Here is a 16225-nt window from a genome sequence, read left to right as displayed (position 1 = left end):
GTGAAACCACACCTCCGACGGTGGTGTGCCCGGTTGGTTGCACCTCTGCGGGGCCCGCTGGGCGCCGGGGGGGGCGTGGCCGGGGGGTGGGGGGGGGGGGGGGACCGTCCGGGAGGCCGACGAGGCAGGCCCCTGCGTCACCGTCGACGGTGCACCCCACGAGGGCGAGCCCGGATGGGAGCATTTCCACCGGGGCTGAGCACCGGTGCCATGCCGTCCGAGCGGCGTGCCAGGTGGCCCGGTGTCCTGCCGGAAAGGTAGCCTGCGCACCATGGCGACCCGCGCGTCTTCCCCGACGCGGCCTCGCGGAACTCGCAGCACGAAGCATGCCTCAAGCTCTTCGCGCCGTAGTCCGAGGACGCGACCGAGCGGAAGCAAGAAGAAGACTTCATCTACCCGCCCCTCCAGCACCCGGAGGGGCAGCTCGGCTGCGCCCCGCCCCAATCCGTTGGTGCGTGGACTGGTTCTGCTCTGGGTGGGCATGGCTCATGCTCTGGGCGCCGTGGTGCGCCGCATCGGTCACTCGGCGCGCGATGTGGACCCCGGCTTGCGCCGCGACGGCGCCGGGTTGGCGCTGTTCATCGCTGCGCTGCTGGTCGCCGCACAGTTCTGGATCGGGATGCCTGGCACCCTCGGGCACCTGTTGCAGGTGTGCGTCACCTGGATGTTCGGTGCAATGAGCCCGGCTGTCCCGGTGCTGCTGGGTGTGGTGTCCTGGCGGACCCTGCGTGATCCGCGCCGCAATGGCCCGGCCGGGCGCCAGGTTCTGGGGTGGGCGCTGTTCTGCCTGGGCCTGCTCGGCCTGGTCAATGTCGGGACGAACCCGCTGCCGAGTCCGGCAGATCCTGACCTGATGCGTCAGCACGGCGGCGTCTTCGGCTACATCTCCAGCTCGATGCTCACCCAGCTGATGCCGGTCTGGCTTGCCGGGGTGCTGCTCTTCGTGCTCACCGTCTTCGCACTGGTGATCATCATCGGTCGACCCATCCACGAGATCGTGGCCCAGATCAGGGATCTGGCGGATTCGGCCAGCGAGCGAATCCGTGCGCGCCGGGAGAGCCACGAACAGGAGAAGCTCCGTTTCGGCGTGGATGAGGCCTTCGACACCCCGATCATCGAGGAGAAGGACCACGCCGGCTCAGCCGTCCCGAGCTCATCGGCAGCGACCGGCATCCTCCCCGGCGATGCTGCCCAGGGCGCTCGGACAGGTTCCGGCCAGGATCAGCACACCGGCTCGGCACCTGCCGCTGAAGCGCATTCAGGTCAGCCGGAGCAGCCCGCACCCGACGTTTCCCCCGTGCCCACCGCCTTCCAGCAGCCGGCGTCCGCCCGGACGGCATCCCAGGAACCGGCATCTGCCGACCCTGCCCCCGAAGAAGCCGCCACGCCCGCCACCCTTGAGCCCCCCGCGCACCTGCCGGTGGCCCCGCGGGTCGAGCAGCTGCAGCTGTCCGGGGACGTCCAGTACGTGCTTCCCGACCCGGCGCTGCTCAGAGCCGGAACAGCGCCCAAGACCCGCACGGAGGCGTCCGACCATGTGGTCGGTTCACTTCAGGAGGTCTTCGCGGAATTCGGCATCGATGCCCAGGTGAGCGGATACACTCGCGGCCCGACCGTCACCCAGTACATCGTCGAGCTGGGTTCCGGTGTCAAGGTGGAGAAGGTCATCGCCCTGCAGCGCAATATCGCCTATGCGGTGGCCTCACCGGATGTGCGGATCCTCTCGCCCATTCCCGGCAGGTCCGCCATCGGTATCGAGATCCCGAATCGGGACAAGGAGGTCGTTTCGCTGGGCGATGTGCTGCGCAGCGGCCAGGCGCGCAATTCCGACAAGCCGCTGCTCGTGGGCCTGGGCAAGGACGTCCAGGGTCGCGTCGTGCTGGCGAACATCGCCAAGATGCCGCACCTGCTCGTCGCCGGTGCCACCGGTTCCGGCAAGTCGAGCTTCGTCAACTCGATGATCACCTCGGTCATGATGCGTGCCACGCCCGACGAGGTGCGCATGATCCTGGTCGACCCCAAGCGGGTGGAGCTCAACCAGTACGAGGGCATCCCCCACCTGGTCACGCCGATCATCACCAATCCCAAGAAGGCCGCGCAGGCCCTCGAATGGGTCGTCCAGGAGATGGAGCGCCGCTACGACGACCTGGCCGCCTTCGGATTCCGGCACATCGATGACTTCAACAAGGCGGTGCGCGCCGGTCAGGTGCAGCTGCCGCCCGGCTCGGAGCGTGAACTCACCGCGTATCCCTATCTACTGGTGGTGGTCGACGAGCTGAGCGATCTCATGATGGTTGCGCCGCGCGACGTGGAGGAATCCATCGTGCGGATCACCCAGCTGGCTCGTGCCGCAGGTATCCATCTCGTGCTGGCCACCCAGCGTCCCTCGGTGGATGTGGTGACCGGACTCATCAAGGCCAACATTCCCTCTCGTCTCGCCTTCGCGACCTCATCGGCAACCGACTCCCGAGTGATCCTCGACCAGACCGGCGCCGAGAAGTTGGTGGGCCAGGGCGACGGACTGTTCCTCCCGATGGGAGCGGCCAATCCCAAGCGTGTGCAGGGCAGCTGGGTCACCGAGGCGGAGATCCGCGATGTCGTCGAGAAGGTCAAGGGCCAGGTGGAGCCCAGCTACCGCGCCGATGTCACCGCACCGGCGGCGGGGGAGCACAAGGTAGCCGAGGACATCGGCGACGACCTGGAACTCGTCCTGGAGGCGACTCGCCACATCGTGGAGCTGCAACTGGGTTCCACTTCGATGCTGCAGCGCAAGCTGAGGATCGGCTTCGCCAAGGCAGGGCGGATCATGGACATCCTCGAGAACAGGGGAGTGGTCGGCCCCAGCGAGGGTTCCAAGCCGCGCGAGGTGCTCGTCAAGCCCGATGACCTCGACGAGGTGCTTGCCGGGCTGTCCGGCGAGAACCAGTGATGCTGCTCCGCGGCCAAGCCGGCCGTTCGGATGAGTCCTTCGTCCGGGCGGTCGGGGATACTGGGTCATCATGACGAAGAACACCGTGCATCTGGTCAGCCTCGGATGCGCGCGCAACGACGTGGACTCCGAGGAGCTGGCCGCCCGTCTCGAGCAGGGCGGTTTCACCTTGGTCGACGACGCCGCAGACGCCGACGCAGTGGTGGTCAACACCTGCGGCTTCGTGGCGCAGGCCAAGAAGGACTCGATCGACACCATCCTGCAGGCCGCCGATCTGACCGGCGGCGACGGACCACAGGCAGTGGTGGCGGTGGGCTGTCTCGCCGAGCGATACGGCGCCCAGCTCGCCCAGGAGCTCCCCGAGGCCGATGCCGTGCTCGGCTTCGACGCCTACACCGGCATTGCCGAGCACCTCCGTGAGGTGCTGGCAGGCCATGCGCCCGTTCCGCACATTCCCCGTGATCGCCGCACCCTGCTGCCCATCTCCCCTGTGGAGCGTCATCAGGGACGTCCGGTGCCCGGCCCCCAGGGTGAGCTTCCCGGGGGCATTGCTCCGGCATCCGGACCGCCGGTGATGCGCAGGCGACTGGACGATTCTCCCTGGGCCCCGCTGAAGATCGCCTCCGGCTGCGATAGGCGCTGCTCCTTCTGCGCCATTCCCAGCTTCCGCGGCGCCTATCTGTCCCGCGAACCCGACGAGATCGTGGCTGAGGCCTGCTGGCTGGTGGACCATGGTGTGCGTGAGCTGTTGCTCGTCTCGGAGAACTCGTCGAGCTACGGGAAGGACTTCGCCGACCTGCGCGCCCTGGAGAAGCTGCTCGGCGAGCTGTCCGGCCTGGCCGGGCTGGACTGGATCAGGGTCAGCTATCTGCAGCCCGCCGAGGTGCGCAGCTCCCTGCTCGACGTGATGACCAGCACCGAGAAAGTGCTGCCCTACTTCGACCTGAGCTTCCAGCACGCCTCCGGGCCGGTGCTGCGCGCGATGCGCCGGTTCGGCAATGAGGAGAGCTTCCTGGAGCTGATCGCCTCGATCCGTGAGCGGGCCCCACTGGCCGGCATCCGCTCCAATGTCATCGTCGGTTTCCCCGGTGAGACCGAGCAGGACCTCGACGTGCTCGACGCCTTCCTCGGCCAGGCCCGGCTGGATGCTGTCGGTGTCTTCGGCTACTCCGACGAGGAGGGCACGAAGGCAGCCGAACTGCCGGGCCATCTGGATGAGGACGAGATCGAACGGCGCCGGGAGCGCTTCAGCGACCTGGCCGAGGAGTTGTGCGACCAGCGTGCAGCTGAGCGCGTCGGCGAGCCGATCAGTGTCCTCGTCGAATCCGTCAATGACGAGGGCATCGTCGGCCGGGCTGCGCACCAGGGGCCGCAGGTGGACGGCACAACCGAAATCGTGGTGTCCGGTGGCCCGGGCGGTGCGTACTCGCCTGTGGTGGGCGATATTGTTGCGGCGACGGTGACCGGAACGACGGGCGTCGATCTCATCGCCGAGGTCACCGGCCGGTCCAAGAATGAGGGGGTCCTGCGGACATGAGCACACAGCCCGGTGCATCCGAGGAAAAGACCACCCTCGACTTCGCCTGGAACATTCCCAACATCCTCACCATCGCCCGTCTGGTCTTGGTGCCGGTCTTCGCGGTGGTGCTGCTCAGTCACCCTCATGAACAAGACTGGCGCATCTGGTCCACCGTGGTCTTCGTCGTGGCGATATTGACCGACTTCGTGGACGGCAAGCTGGCTCGCTCGCTGAACCAGGTCACCAACTTCGGCAAGATTTGGGACTCCATCGCCGACAAGGCGCTCACCGGGATGGCCTTCGTCTGCCTGTCGATCATCGGGGAACTGCCCTGGTGGATGACTGTGATCATCCTCGTCAGGGAGTGGGGCATCACTCTGCTCCGCATGCGGATGCTGCAATACGGCGTGATGTCGGCCAAGAAGGGCGGCAAGCTCAAGACGGCACTGCAGAGCATCGCGCTGACGCTTTTCCTGCTGGGTCTTCCTGGGCTGGGCGAGTGGTTCTATGTGACGCGCTGGGTCATCATGTGGGCGGCGTTTGCACTCACCGTGCTCACCGGCATCGACTATGTGGTGGACGCGATCCGGCTGCGCCGGGCGGCACTCAAGGCGGGTCATCCTGTCGACTACGACGAGATCAAGAATCGCGGTCGTGACTGATTCGGCCGGTGCCGTTGCCGTGCCTCGCGACCAGGATCGGCCCATGGCGGAGATTGCCCGCGAGGTGATCTTACGAATGACCTCACGCGGAATGACCTTGGCCAGCTGTGAGTCCATCACCGGTGGTGGCATCGGTTGGGTGCTGACCGGCATTCCCGGCTCATCAGCGGTCTACCGAGGTGGTCTCATAACCTACGCCACCGCCTTGAAATGCTCTTTGGCAGGCGTCGATGCCCACTATGTCGCCCAGCATGGTGTCATCAACGAGGAGACCGCACGCCAGATGGCCGCCGGTGCCAGACGGGTCTGCTCGGCGGATGTGGGCGTGGCCACCACGGGCACCGCCGGACCGGAGGGTCAGGACGGTGTGGCGCCGGGCAGCGTGTGGATCTGCGTGGAAACACAGGGTGGGGCGGAGGCATTTCACCTGCAATTGCATGGTGGTCGGGAAGCCATCCGGAATGCTGTGACGCGGTACGCCCTGGATGCTGTCCTCCGCAATCTCGGTGAGGGCTGACACGTCCCGGACAACTGTCATCCAGATGAACGGGGAATGAACGACCCTCTCAATGCGTTATGTTCTCAGCCTCGCTCGGAGGCGCGTGACGGGAGGGCACCGTGAAGCCACTACTGGTCAGGGAGCTGTTGGGTGAAGCATTGCGTGAGCGTCGGATCAAGCAAGGGAGAACTCTCAGGGACGTCTCCTTGGCCGCGAGAGTGAGCCTTGGATATCTGTCCGAGGTGGAACGTGGACAGAAGGAGGCTTCCAGCGAACTGCTGTGCGCCATCTGCGCGGCCTTGCACGCACCGCTGTCGGAGATCCTCCAGAGGGTCAGCGACAAGATGGTTTTGCTCGAGGGAGAGCAGGAAATGCACCGAGTTCCCGGGCGTCAGGCGATGCCAGCGGTCATCTGATCAACTGCTCCGGCGGCGGCGCTTGTATCCCTGCGGCACCATGGCGAAGCCGGAGTCGGTGAATGTGTGGGCGGGCATGTCTGTGGTGAGAGCAGGCTGCCCGTCAATTCGGTCGATCAATACGGCCGACAGGGCGCCGCGATCAACGGCATCGCCAACCATTTCCAGCGCGGTGCTGATGTCGTCGGACGAGGTGTCGGCGAATGTCAGCAGAGTGTGCGCGCCGCGTTCCAAGTAGAGGACGGGTCGGCCATCGGCGAGCACCACCAGTGCACCGGCCTTGCGCGCCGGGCGATGCCCATTCGTAGCAGGCCATTCCAGTGCGGCGCCGTAGGGATTCGCCGGATCGCAGGCAGCCAGGAGTCTGGTGGGAGCCGCGGGCGCCTGCCGCAAATGGTCAACAGCACCAGGGGTGGCGAATTGTGCGCCTCCGAGACCGGACACGAAGTATCCTCTCCGCACCACGCCTGTCTCCTCCATTCGTGACAGCAGGCGATAGGCATCGGCGAAGCTCGGGGTCTGGGGTTCAGTGAGGACACTTCCCCGTGTCAGGACTCCGTAACGGGCCAGTTCCAGGTCGAGTGCGTCGAGCAGCAGCGCAGGGTCGTGCGACCGATGACGTACCGCCGACCACAGCGCTCCGGTACGTGCCTGTGTGCGGGGCTTGGCCCTGTGCATGGATCGGCGCCGGGGCCGTGGTCTGGCAGGCCTTTTGAGGCTGCCCCGGGTTGCCAGCTCGCGGACTGTGGTGAAGGTGTCGGTGGTGACCAGGCCAGCCCAGGCCAGCTCCCACAGCGCGTTCCGGACCTGATCTGGGCTTGACTCAGGGGTGGCAAGGTCGATGGCTCGCCAGGCCCCACCGTCAGTGAGCCGATCGAGCAGGTGCTCGGCCAGGGAACTGAGTGGAGCTTCTCCGGCGGGCTCGGCCGGTTGTACTTCACCTGGCCACAGTGTGATCCAGCCGTCCTGGCTGCCGATTGCACCAGCTCCCGCCCAGGTCAGTTCCCCGGTGGCCAACGCCTCGTCGAGCAGGGCCGCACGGTAGCCGGGCAGACGAGCTGGCAGCACCACGGATTCGAGCATCGAGGCAGGTATCGGGTAGCCGGCGAGCTGATCGGCGACTGCCAACAAGTCATCGAGGGTGGCCGGGGGGTGCATCGTCCCGCCGGTTTCGGTGCCGGTGGTGGGCTCGCTGAGCTGCTGCCAGCTGTCCAGGAATCGTGCAAACTGTTGCTGGTCGACGGCCTCCACCTGGTGGCGCAGCATTGCCAGGGTCCTGCGTGTGATGAGCGTGAGTACCTGCTGGTGACAGTACTGGGTGGCCAGGGCATCGCCGGTGAGCGCCGCGAAACCCCTCTCTCCGGTGTCGCCTGCTCCGCTGTCCCCAAACCTGTCCAGTATTTGCCCGGCGATCACGGTGCCCGCGCCGGTCAGGTGGTCGAGGGCCGTCTGCACCTCCACCTGCGGTAGTCCGAAACGACGGCACAGCGACGTACTGGTGCACGCGGCGTGATGACGCACCCAGCGCAACGTGATGTCGTGCACAGCGTCGGCTGCAGGCCGGGGTGGCGGGGCTGCCATGCCCGGTGGCACCGGGATGCCCACTCCGTCACGCAGCAGGCCCACATCAGTGTCGGTGCACAGCATCGGAACTCCGGCCACCCTGATCCTGGCCAGCCGGCGGGAGGCCACCAGCTCGGCGATCCACGCCTTGGTCTCTGGCGCGGGGGCGATGTCCGCGGTCCCGTCGCCGGCATGTTCATTGCCTGCTGACCTGTCGTGGGGTGAGCCTGCGGCTTGATCCTCCCTCGCGCCGTTCTCTGCGTCGGTGGGCCCTTCGTCAACGTCATCAGGCATTGTCATCGGGGCTCTGGTGGCGCTGCGCATCAGGCACTCGGCCTCGGTGAGTGGTCCGACCGTGCGCACGATCTCCCACAGTTGTTCAGCGCTGGTCGCTGTGCGATCCTGTGCCAGGCACTGCAACTCCGCCTCCACCTGGGCGGCCACCGTGGCATCCAGGATCTCCTGCGCGCCACCTCGCCCGAGCAGCTCGGCGAGGATTCCGGAGTCGAGGCTCAGGGCTGCCACTCGTCGCTCGGCGAGTGGCTGATCCTCGTCGTAGACGAATTCGCCGACATAGCCGAAGAGCAGATTCCGGGCGAAGGGCGAGGGCTGACTGGTCTCGACGTCGATCAGTTTGACCCGGCGCGCCGCGATGTCCTCCATCAACCTCACCAGTGAGGGCAGGTCGAAGACATCCTGCAAGCATTCGCGCATGGCCTCCACGACGATGGGGAAGTCGCGGTAACCGGCCGCCACCTGGAGCAGCTGGGCCGACTTGATGCGCTGCTGCCACAACGGCGAGCGTTGACCCGGATTGCGTCGCGGCAGCAGCAGGGCTCTGGCCGCGCATTCGCGGAATCGGGCCGCGAACAGCGCGGAACCGAAGACCTGTTCACCCACCATGGTCTCCACCTCGGAGGCGGCGATCTCCAGCAGCGAGGAATCGGGCGCGGTCTGGTCGGTTTCGGGGAGCTGGATGATGATGCCGTCATTGGTGGCGGTGGCGTGCACGTCGACGCCATACTCCTGCCGTGCGCGCTGCTCCACCACCAGTGCCCACGGTTGCAGCACTGCGGCGCCGAGGGCGCAGTGCACGCAGATCCGCCAGTCCCCGATCTCGTCGTGGAAGTGTTCCACGACGATCTGGCGATCATTGGGGAGCATGCCGGTGGCTTGGCGCTGGTCGTCGAGATAGGCGAGCAGATTCGACGCCGCACGCGCATCCAATCCCTCGCCAACCAGGCGTGCGGTGGCCTGCGAGACGGGCATGCCAGACAGCTCGCGCACGGATTGGCCCAGCGCTGCACCCAGTTCGACGGGACGCCCGGGGGAGTCGCCCTTCCAGAAGGGCAATCGGCCAGGCTGCCCGGGGGCTGGGGAGACGAGCACCTGACTTGCGGTGATGTCTTCGATCCGCCAGCTGGACGTGCCCAGCGTGAAGACATCGCCCACCCTGGACTCGTAGACCATCTCCTCGTCGAGTTCACCCACTCGCCGGCCCGGTTCGTGCTTGCCGCTGGCGGTCTGCTCGCCCACCAGGAAGACGCCGAACAAGCCGCGGTCCGGAATGGTCCCGCCACTGGTGGTGACCAGCCGGCGGGCACCGGGGCGAGCACTCAGCACATCGCTGGTGCGGTCCCAGACCAGCCGCGGCCGCAGTTCCGCGAAGTCCTCGCTGGGGTACCGTCCGCTCAGCATGTCGAGCACGGCATCGAAAACAGGCCGGGGCAGCTCGCGGAAGGGATCGCTGTCGCGGATGATGGCGAACAGGTCCGCGCTGGTGGGCGATGCGTCCAGGCACATCGAGACGAGCTGCTGGGCGAGCACATCCAGGGGATTGCGCAGCAACGGGACCGCCTCGATGGCGCTTTCGGACATCCGGCGCGAGATCACCGCGGACTCCAGGACGTCGCCGCGCGAGGTGGGGAAGAAGAAGCCCTGGGAGACGGCGCCCACCTGGTGGCCTGCGCGCCCCACGCGCTGCAGGCCGCTGGACACCGAGGGCGGAGACTGCACCTGTACCACGAGGTCGACCGAGCCCATGTCGATGCCCAATTCGAGGGAACTCGTCGCGACGACACAGGGCAGCCGTCCGCTCTTGAGGTCGGATTCGATCTGGGCCCTTCGTTGCTTGCTGACCGACCCGTGGTGGGCACTTGCGATGATGGGGAACTCGGTGCCATCCAGCCCGTGCGTGGTGGCCGATTGGGCCATCACCTGGGCGGGTGGCGGATGCGGTTCGAACTCGGCGCCGAGATCGGCTGCGTACAGCTCGTTGAGTCTGGCGGTGAGGCGTTCTGCCAAACGCCGGGAGTTCACGAAGCAGATGGTGGAGCGGTGCTGGCGTACCAGATCGAGGATTTCTCGCTCAATGGGCGGCCACATCGACTTCTGCTGCCCGGAGCCGCCCGGTTCCTGTTCGGCAGGCGGTGCACTCAGCTCGGTCATGTCATCGAGGGGCACCATGACCTGAAGGTCCCAGGTCTTCTCTGCGCCGGGACTGATGACCCGCACGGCGTGGCGTCCGCCCAGGAACGACGCGACCCTGTCAGCGGGACGCACGGTGGCGGACAAGCCGATGCGCTGGAAGCCGCCGTGCCGGCTCATTGCCTCGAGGCGTTGCAGGCTCACCATGAGGTGGGCACCTCGTTTTGTGCCGGCCAGCGCATGCACCTCGTCGACGATCACGGTGCGCAGCTCACGAAGCGTGCTCCCGACCCGGCTGGACAGCATCAGGAACAGAGATTCGGGGGTGGTGATGAGGATGTCGGGTGGATGGCTGAGGAGGCGTCGCCGATCGGCTGCGGGCGTGTCACCGGAGCGCACCGCGACGCTGACTTCAGGGGAGGGCAGCCCCAGCCGCTCGGCGGTTGCCGCGATGCCACGCAGCGGGGCGCGAAGATTGCGCTCCACATCCACCGCCAAAGCCTTGAGCGGCGAGATGTACAGGATCTTCACTCCGGCCGGCGGACCAGGTTCCTTCCCGGCGCCGACCAGGGCGGGCTGATCGTGTCCGGCACGGGTGAGGCTGTCAAGGCTGTGCAGGAAGGCGGCCAATGTCTTGCCGGAACCCGTGGGCGCGATGACGAGGGCGTTGTCACCGGAGCCGATGGCCTGCCATGCCGCCACCTGGGCCGGGGTGGGTGCGTCGAAGACATCGGTGAACCAGCGCCGGGTTGCCGTTCCGAAGCCCGCCAGGGCTTCGGCTGCCCCAGGGGTGGGTTCACTCGTCCTCATGGCTGCAAGTCTTCCCGGTGGCACTGACAATGTGGAGATCCGCGCCGCTGCATTTCCGGGGACTGGAGCCATGGGCACCGTGGAATTTCCGAACCAAGCCGACTTGGCGCCTGTTGCTTCCGTCGCTGGATCGCTCTCCACGTGGTCGTGATCCACGAAGTCCGGAGTCACATGGTCTCGACCCGCATGGCGCCCCAGTGGTCGCGAACGGCCAACCCGATGCCCATCCCATGGCCTGTATCGCCGGCACTGTGCCGTTCACAGTTCCTTGTCGGGTAGTTCCAAGAATCGCCACACTGCGTGCCAGATGGTCTTGCAGGCGATCTTGTCGTCCAGGGATTGGAGCACAGTTCGGTCACCGAGCTCGGACAGCACGACCTGGTCTGCCCAGACCCGCGCATAGCCGTCACCGAGCTGGTGGGTCATCCGCCGCCAGAATTCGGTTTCGCGCACCCCGCCAGCCTAGTCGGCAGGGTTGACGCCGCACCGAGCGCGGTTTCGACTGGTCTCGAGCATCCCAGGCAGCTGGTCGTACATGGCCCTCCCACACCTGCCGTCAGGTGGACACGCATTGAGGAACTCCAGGCCCGGTTCGCGCTGCCGGGAATCGACTCCTCAAATTCTCGAACGCCGATTCTGGCCGATCCCAGTCCGAGGTGCCGGACCAGCTCAACTCCTCAGCCCTGGGTTACCACATCGCAGCCACGATCTGCGCGGGTCTCGGATCGTTTTCATCCAGCTCGAATGGTGTCGCGCATCCGTTGAATCGCATCGTCTCTGTCCAGGAGTCCAGGAAGGACAGCCTGCCGCGCCTGCGCACACAACGCGTCCTCGCCCCAGCGTTGTCTTCAGGCATGGCGGTCCAGGACGGCGTCCCGCTGCGTCGCAGTGTCGCCTGGATCGTTGCGACGGCGCCCGAAGCCATCGGAGGATCCCATGCCGGAAGGATACGGGCAGATGGTGCCGCGCGTCCGATTCGCTTCGAACGCGTGTTCGCATACAGTGGATCGGGGAAACGGTTCGTCCACCGCCACAAACTGAGTGAAAAAATGTCAGACCTCACTCCTACAGTCAAAGCATCAGAGGACGACCTATCGGTTCCCAACCGACGAGAGGAAAGGACACGACATGGCTGTTGCAGATCGTGAGAAGGCGCTGGAGGCGGCCCTCGCGCAGATCGAGAAGGCACATGGCAAGGGCTCGGTGATGCGGCTGGGCGACCAGGCATATGTGCAGATCGAAAAGATTCCTACCGGTTCAGTGGCGCTCGACATCGCACTGGGTATCGGCGGGCTGCCTCGTGGGCGCATCGTGGAGGTCTACGGGCCAGAATCGAGCGGCAAGACCACCGTTGCTCTGCATGCCATCGCGAATGCCCAGGCCGAAGGCGGCATCTGCGCATTCATAGATGCCGAGCATGCGCTCGATCCGGGTTACGCCCACGCCCTGGGCGTCGACACCGACGCCCTGCTGGTGAGCCAGCCCGACAATGGCGAACAGGCGCTGGAGATCGCGGACACCCTGGTCCGTTCCGGTGCTCTTGAACTGGTGGTCATCGACTCCGTCGCAGCCCTCACCCCGCGTGCCGAGATCGAGGGTGAGATGGGTGACAACCACGTGGGGCTGCAAGCCCGCCTGATGAGCCAGGCATTGCGAAAGATGACCGGTGCGCTCAAGACCACCAACACCACGGCGATTTTCATCAATCAGCTGCGCGAGAAGATCGGTGTCATGTTCGGCTCTCCGGAGACCACCACAGGTGGACGTGCCCTGAAGTTCTACTCATCGGTGCGCCTCGACATCCGCAGGATCGAGGCGCTCAAGGATGGCGGCGACATCGTCGGCAACCGCACGAGGGTCAAGGTCGTGAAGAACAAGGTGGCCCCGCCCTTCAAGCAGGCCGAGTTCGACATCCTCTATGGCAAGGGAATCAGCCGTGAGGGCAGCATTCTCGACATGGGCGTCGATGCCGGAATCATCCGCAAGGCGGGAGCCTGGTTCACCTACGGTGAGGATCAGCTCGGGCAGGGCCGGGAGAATGCCCGAGGCTTCCTCATCTCCCACCCAGAGATCGCCCAGGAGATCGACGACAAGATCCGGATTGCGCTGGGTCTGGTCGCCGATCCCGATATGCCAGAGGACGTCGATCCTGAGACCGGGGAAGTGCAGCTCTGAGCATGGGGAACAACTCGTGGGGATCTCGTCATTCCCGCCACCCCAAGGACGCTGACAGCGCCGACCCCGATGTCGACCCACTCGAATTCACCCGGGAGATCGCGCTGCGCCGCCTGGAGCAGCGGGACTACTCCCGCGGTGAACTGCAGGACTACCTGGTGCGCCGGCGCCGGGCTGATCCGCAGCTGGCCGGGCGGGTGCTCGACCGGCTGGAGGCCGTGGGGCTTGTCGACGACGCGCGATTCGCCGCAGCCTGGGTGGATTCCCGTCGTCGCACCAAACAACTGTCACGGCGCGCCTTGGCCCAGGAGCTGCGGTCCAAGGCGATCAGCGACGATCTCATTTCGGCGGTCCTCGACCAGATCGACACCGATCAGGAGCATGAGACTGCCCTGACGGCATGCCGTGTCAGGGCATCACGCATGCACGGTGTCAACCGGGAGGTTGCCTTCCGGCGCCTGGCCGGGGCTCTGGCCCGCAAGGGCTATCCCTCGTCGACGGTGGTCGCCGTGGTCAGTCAAGTGCTGGATGAGACCGTCGAACAGGCCTGAACCCAGCGCCGAGTCACTGTGCCGGGCGTCATTTCGTGTCGGCGGCCTCCAGAATGGTGGCGGCAGTACCCATTTCCACCGGTGCGATGCGCCGGTTCCTCAGCCACGACTCCAACCCATGGGCGAGCCTGGTGAGGGACCAGTTGAGGATGTAGAAGATGGCAGCGACGATCAGGAAGCCCACGACGAGATTGCCGTAGACCGCGTCGATGTACTGCGCCGAACGCAGCAATTCGGGATAGGTGATCATGTAGCCCAGCGCCGTGTCCTTCAAGATGATCACCAGCTGGCTCACCAGTGACGGCAGCATCGCCGAGATCGCCTGGGGCAGCAGGATGGAACGCAGCACCTGGCCATGCATCAGGCCGATGGCCTGCCCCGCCTCGCGCTGACCCGAGGGCAACCCGTGCACCCCGGCGCGCAGCAGTTCAGCCATCACACAGGAGTTGTAGACGGTGAGGCCGGTCACCACGCCCATGAAGGAGAGCATGTCGCCGCTGAACAGGCCGGTGGACAAGAAGGCGTAGTAGGAGAAGATCATCATCATCAACACCGGTACGGAGCGGAAGAACTCCACGAATACGCCGCACGCCCAGGAGAGTGGCTTCACCTGCGAGAGCCGCCCAAGGCCCAGCAGCAGGCCGATGATGGTTGCCGCGACCACCGATATCGCTGCTGCCCTGAGCGTGGCGAGCAGACCAGGAACCAGATAGGCCGTCCAGGTCTCGGGGTCGGTGAAGGGTTCCCATTTCTGCGGTGCCAGCTGCTCCCGCAGCCCCCACACGAGTGCCAACAGCAGGGCCGCGATGAGCACCCCGCCGATGATTCCGATGATGAGATTGCGCTGCCGGGTCTTGGGACCCGGCACATCGAACAGGACGGACTGTGTGTCACTCATCGTGTCACCGCCAGTCTGTTGGCGAGCCGGGTGAAGAAGACATTGAGCGGCAGTGTGAGGATGACGAAGCCGGCCGCCATGATGAAGAAGATCGCGTACAGCGCGTCCGAACGGAATTCGATCATGTTGGCCATCTGGTAGCTGGCCTCGGCGACTCCGATAGTGGCCAACACCGTGGTGTTCTTCACCAGCGAGTTGGCCGTGGTGCCCAGCGGAGAGATTGCCCCGCGCATGGCCTGCGGCAGCACGACTTGGGTGAGCGTCTGACCAAAGGTCAACCCGATGGCCCGGGCCGCCTCGGCCTGGCCCATCGGCACCGTGTTGATGCCCGAACGAATGGCCTCCGCCACGAATCCGCTGTGATACACCGCGACCGCCACGACGCCCCACATGAAGGCCTCTGTGGCATTGCGGGAACCCGGCGGCGCAAGATGCACTCCGAGCAGCAGGAACATCACGAAGAAGGCGAAGAAGACCACCAGTGTCAGTGGCAGATTGATGCACAGGCTCACATATACCTTGGCGAAGATCTGGAAGACCGAGATCGGGCTCACCCTCATGATGGCGATGACGATGCCGATCACCAGGGCTCCCGCCATCCCGAGCAACGAAATCTTGATGGTCATCCAGAAGGCATCGAGAATGTGGAACTGGTTGAACAGCTCAAGCAGTTCACTCATCTTGTCCCTCGCTTTCTCCTCAGCTGCACCCGAGCAAGCAGGTGGTGTCCAATACGGAATGCCCGCGCAGGTGTCCACGTGGGATGAGCGGAACGAAAATCAGAAGGCTGGCGCCGAGTGGGCCGGTCACGCCATGTCATGACTGAGCGATCCGTGGCCCGCAGACTGCCCGTGGTCGGTCGGGATGAGCCAGCATTCACCCCGACCGGCCGGTCATCAGACGCCGCAGTTGGGTGTCGGCGTCGGCGGGTTGGTGCCCTTGTCGACGGAGAATCCGCCCGTGCTGAGGTTGTCATCCACAGACTTCTGCCACTCACCGGAGCTGATCATCTTGGTGAGCGCATCGGTGATGGCCGTGCACCTGGCGGCATCGCCCTTCTTCAGGCCGATGCCGTAGTTCTCGGTGGTGAATGGGTGATTGACCAACTTGAGCTTGCCCTGGTACTGCGGCTGCGCGGCATAGCCGGCGAGGATCACGTTGTCAGTGGTGATGGCATCGATCTGGCCACCTGCCAGGGCCTGGACGCACTTTGAATAGGAGTCCATCTCCTGCAGGTCCACTCCGGAGGCGTACTTGGTCTTGATCGTCTGGGCCGAGGTGGACCCTGTGACCGAGCACAGCTTCTTGCCGTTCAGGCTGTCAGGACCGGTGATCGAGTTGTCGTCCTGACGCACCAGCAAGTCCTGGCCGGCCACGAAATAGGGTCCGGCGAATTCGACGCGCTGCTTGCGGGAATCGGTAATGGAATAGGTCGCCACGATGAAGTCGACCTGACCGGATTCGATCATCGTCTCGCGCTGGGCGGACACGGCCTCCTTGAAGTCGATCTGGCCGGGCGCATAACCCATCTGGTCAGCGACATAGCGGGCCACATCGGCGTCGAAGCCCTTGATTTCACTGCCCACCTTGAGGCTGGTGCCGGGCTGGTCGACCTTGACGCCGATGGAGATGCGTCCCTGGGCGGAGCCGGTGGAGGATGATGAGCCAGACGAGTTGCTGCTACAGGCGGCCATTGTGCTCGTCAGCACCACGGCCATGACGGCAGCTGCTGCGAGCTTGATGCGACGTGCTCGGCTATGAGGTGACATCGTTGTT

The 16225-nt window shown here is 65.5% G+C and carries 12 protein-coding genes; 7 read left to right on the top strand and 5 right to left on the bottom strand.

Annotated features, from left to right (window positions below):
- The first annotated feature begins 271 nt into the window (after positions 1-271).
- From ABF648_RS05930 to ABF648_RS05910, 5 genes are all read left to right on the top strand, one after another.
- Positions 272-2929, top strand: coding sequence for a DNA translocase FtsK 4TM domain-containing protein (locus ABF648_RS05930; RefSeq protein WP_415631372.1), 2658 nt, complete (start codon positions 272-274; stop codon positions 2927-2929).
- Between the two features lie 70 nt (positions 2930-2999).
- Positions 3000-4466 (top strand): 30S ribosomal protein S12 methylthiotransferase RimO, encoded by a 1467-nt coding sequence (rimO, locus tag ABF648_RS05925; protein ID WP_415631371.1) that lies wholly within the window; start codon positions 3000-3002, stop codon positions 4464-4466.
- Complete coding sequence (gene pgsA / locus ABF648_RS05920; RefSeq protein ID WP_415631370.1) at positions 4463-5110, top strand: CDP-diacylglycerol--glycerol-3-phosphate 3-phosphatidyltransferase; 648 nt, start codon at positions 4463-4465, stop codon at positions 5108-5110. The genes rimO and pgsA overlap by 4 nt, the downstream gene beginning before the upstream one ends.
- Complete coding sequence (locus ABF648_RS05915; protein WP_415631369.1) at positions 5103-5627, top strand: CinA family protein; 525 nt, start codon at positions 5103-5105, stop codon at positions 5625-5627. The genes pgsA and ABF648_RS05915 overlap by 8 nt, the downstream gene beginning before the upstream one ends.
- Before the next feature lie 101 nt (positions 5628-5728).
- Positions 5729-6025, top strand: a complete 297-nt coding sequence (locus tag ABF648_RS05910; protein ID WP_415631368.1) for a helix-turn-helix domain-containing protein — start codon at positions 5729-5731, stop codon at positions 6023-6025.
- Here the strand turns inward: ABF648_RS05910 and ABF648_RS05905 are convergent, their stop codons facing one another.
- Both ABF648_RS05905 and ABF648_RS05900 read right to left on the bottom strand, forming a co-directional pair.
- Positions 6026-10825, bottom strand: coding sequence for a DEAD/DEAH box helicase (locus ABF648_RS05905; RefSeq protein ID WP_415631367.1), 4800 nt, complete (start codon positions 10823-10825; stop codon positions 6026-6028).
- Positions 10826-11083: 258 nt separating this feature from the next.
- Positions 11084-11278 carry a DUF3046 domain-containing protein gene (locus ABF648_RS05900; RefSeq protein ID WP_415631366.1) on the bottom strand — a complete coding sequence of 65 codons (195 nt, stop codon included), beginning with the start codon at positions 11276-11278 and terminating at the stop codon, positions 11084-11086.
- 675 nt (positions 11279-11953) lie between these two features.
- Between ABF648_RS05900 and recA the strand changes: the two genes are divergently transcribed.
- Both recA and ABF648_RS05890 read left to right on the top strand, forming a co-directional pair.
- The gene (gene recA / locus ABF648_RS05895) at positions 11954-13000 is read left to right on the top strand and encodes a recombinase RecA (RefSeq protein ID WP_415631365.1); all 1047 of its coding nucleotides are present in this window, start codon (positions 11954-11956) and stop codon (positions 12998-13000) included.
- A 2-nt stretch (positions 13001-13002) separates the two neighbouring features.
- Positions 13003-13551, top strand: a complete 549-nt coding sequence (locus ABF648_RS05890; RefSeq protein ID WP_415631364.1) for a regulatory protein RecX — start codon at positions 13003-13005, stop codon at positions 13549-13551.
- Between the two features lie 28 nt (positions 13552-13579).
- Here the strand turns inward: ABF648_RS05890 and ABF648_RS05885 are convergent, their stop codons facing one another.
- The 3 genes from ABF648_RS05885 to ABF648_RS05875 all read right to left on the bottom strand — a co-directional run bounded on the left by ABF648_RS05885 (position 13580) and on the right by ABF648_RS05875 (position 16218).
- Positions 13580-14449: an amino acid ABC transporter permease gene (locus ABF648_RS05885; RefSeq protein ID WP_415631363.1), complete on the bottom strand. Its 870-nt coding sequence runs from the start codon at positions 14447-14449 to the stop codon at positions 13580-13582.
- Positions 14446-15129: an amino acid ABC transporter permease gene (locus ABF648_RS05880; protein WP_415631362.1), complete on the bottom strand. Its 684-nt coding sequence runs from the start codon at positions 15127-15129 to the stop codon at positions 14446-14448. The genes ABF648_RS05885 and ABF648_RS05880 overlap by 4 nt, the downstream gene beginning before the upstream one ends.
- A 216-nt stretch (positions 15130-15345) precedes the next feature.
- Positions 15346-16218: a glutamate ABC transporter substrate-binding protein gene (locus ABF648_RS05875; protein ID WP_415631361.1), complete on the bottom strand. Its 873-nt coding sequence runs from the start codon at positions 16216-16218 to the stop codon at positions 15346-15348.
- Positions 16219-16225: the final 7 nt, after the last annotated feature.

This window comes from Propionibacterium sp., assembly GCF_047719395.1.
Classification (GTDB): Bacteria; Actinomycetota; Actinomycetes; order Propionibacteriales; family Propionibacteriaceae; genus Propionibacterium.
This window is presented reverse-complemented; position numbering and strand designations above follow the sequence as displayed.

Bases quoted from the DNA above. Each gene is read 5' to 3' on its own strand.
- recA (WP_415631365.1), top strand. From the start codon at position 11,954: ATGGCTGTTGCAGATCGTGAGAAGGCGCTGGAGGCGGCCCTCGCGCAG.
- ABF648_RS05875 (WP_415631361.1), bottom strand. From the start codon at position 16,218: ATGTCACCTCATAGCCGAGCACGTCGCATCAAGCTCGCAGCAGCTGCC.
- ABF648_RS05880 (WP_415631362.1), bottom strand. From the start codon at position 15,129: ATGAGTGAACTGCTTGAGCTGTTCAACCAGTTCCACATTCTCGATGCC.
- ABF648_RS05905 (WP_415631367.1), bottom strand. From the start codon at position 10,825: ATGAGGACGAGTGAACCCACCCCTGGGGCAGCCGAAGCCCTGGCGGGC.
- ABF648_RS05890 (WP_415631364.1), top strand. From the start codon at position 13,003: ATGGGGAACAACTCGTGGGGATCTCGTCATTCCCGCCACCCCAAGGAC.
- pgsA (WP_415631370.1), top strand. From the start codon at position 4,463: ATGAGCACACAGCCCGGTGCATCCGAGGAAAAGACCACCCTCGACTTC.
- ABF648_RS05930 (WP_415631372.1), top strand. From the start codon at position 272: ATGGCGACCCGCGCGTCTTCCCCGACGCGGCCTCGCGGAACTCGCAGC.
- ABF648_RS05885 (WP_415631363.1), bottom strand. From the start codon at position 14,449: ATGAGTGACACACAGTCCGTCCTGTTCGATGTGCCGGGTCCCAAGACC.
- rimO (WP_415631371.1), top strand. From the start codon at position 3,000: ATGACGAAGAACACCGTGCATCTGGTCAGCCTCGGATGCGCGCGCAAC.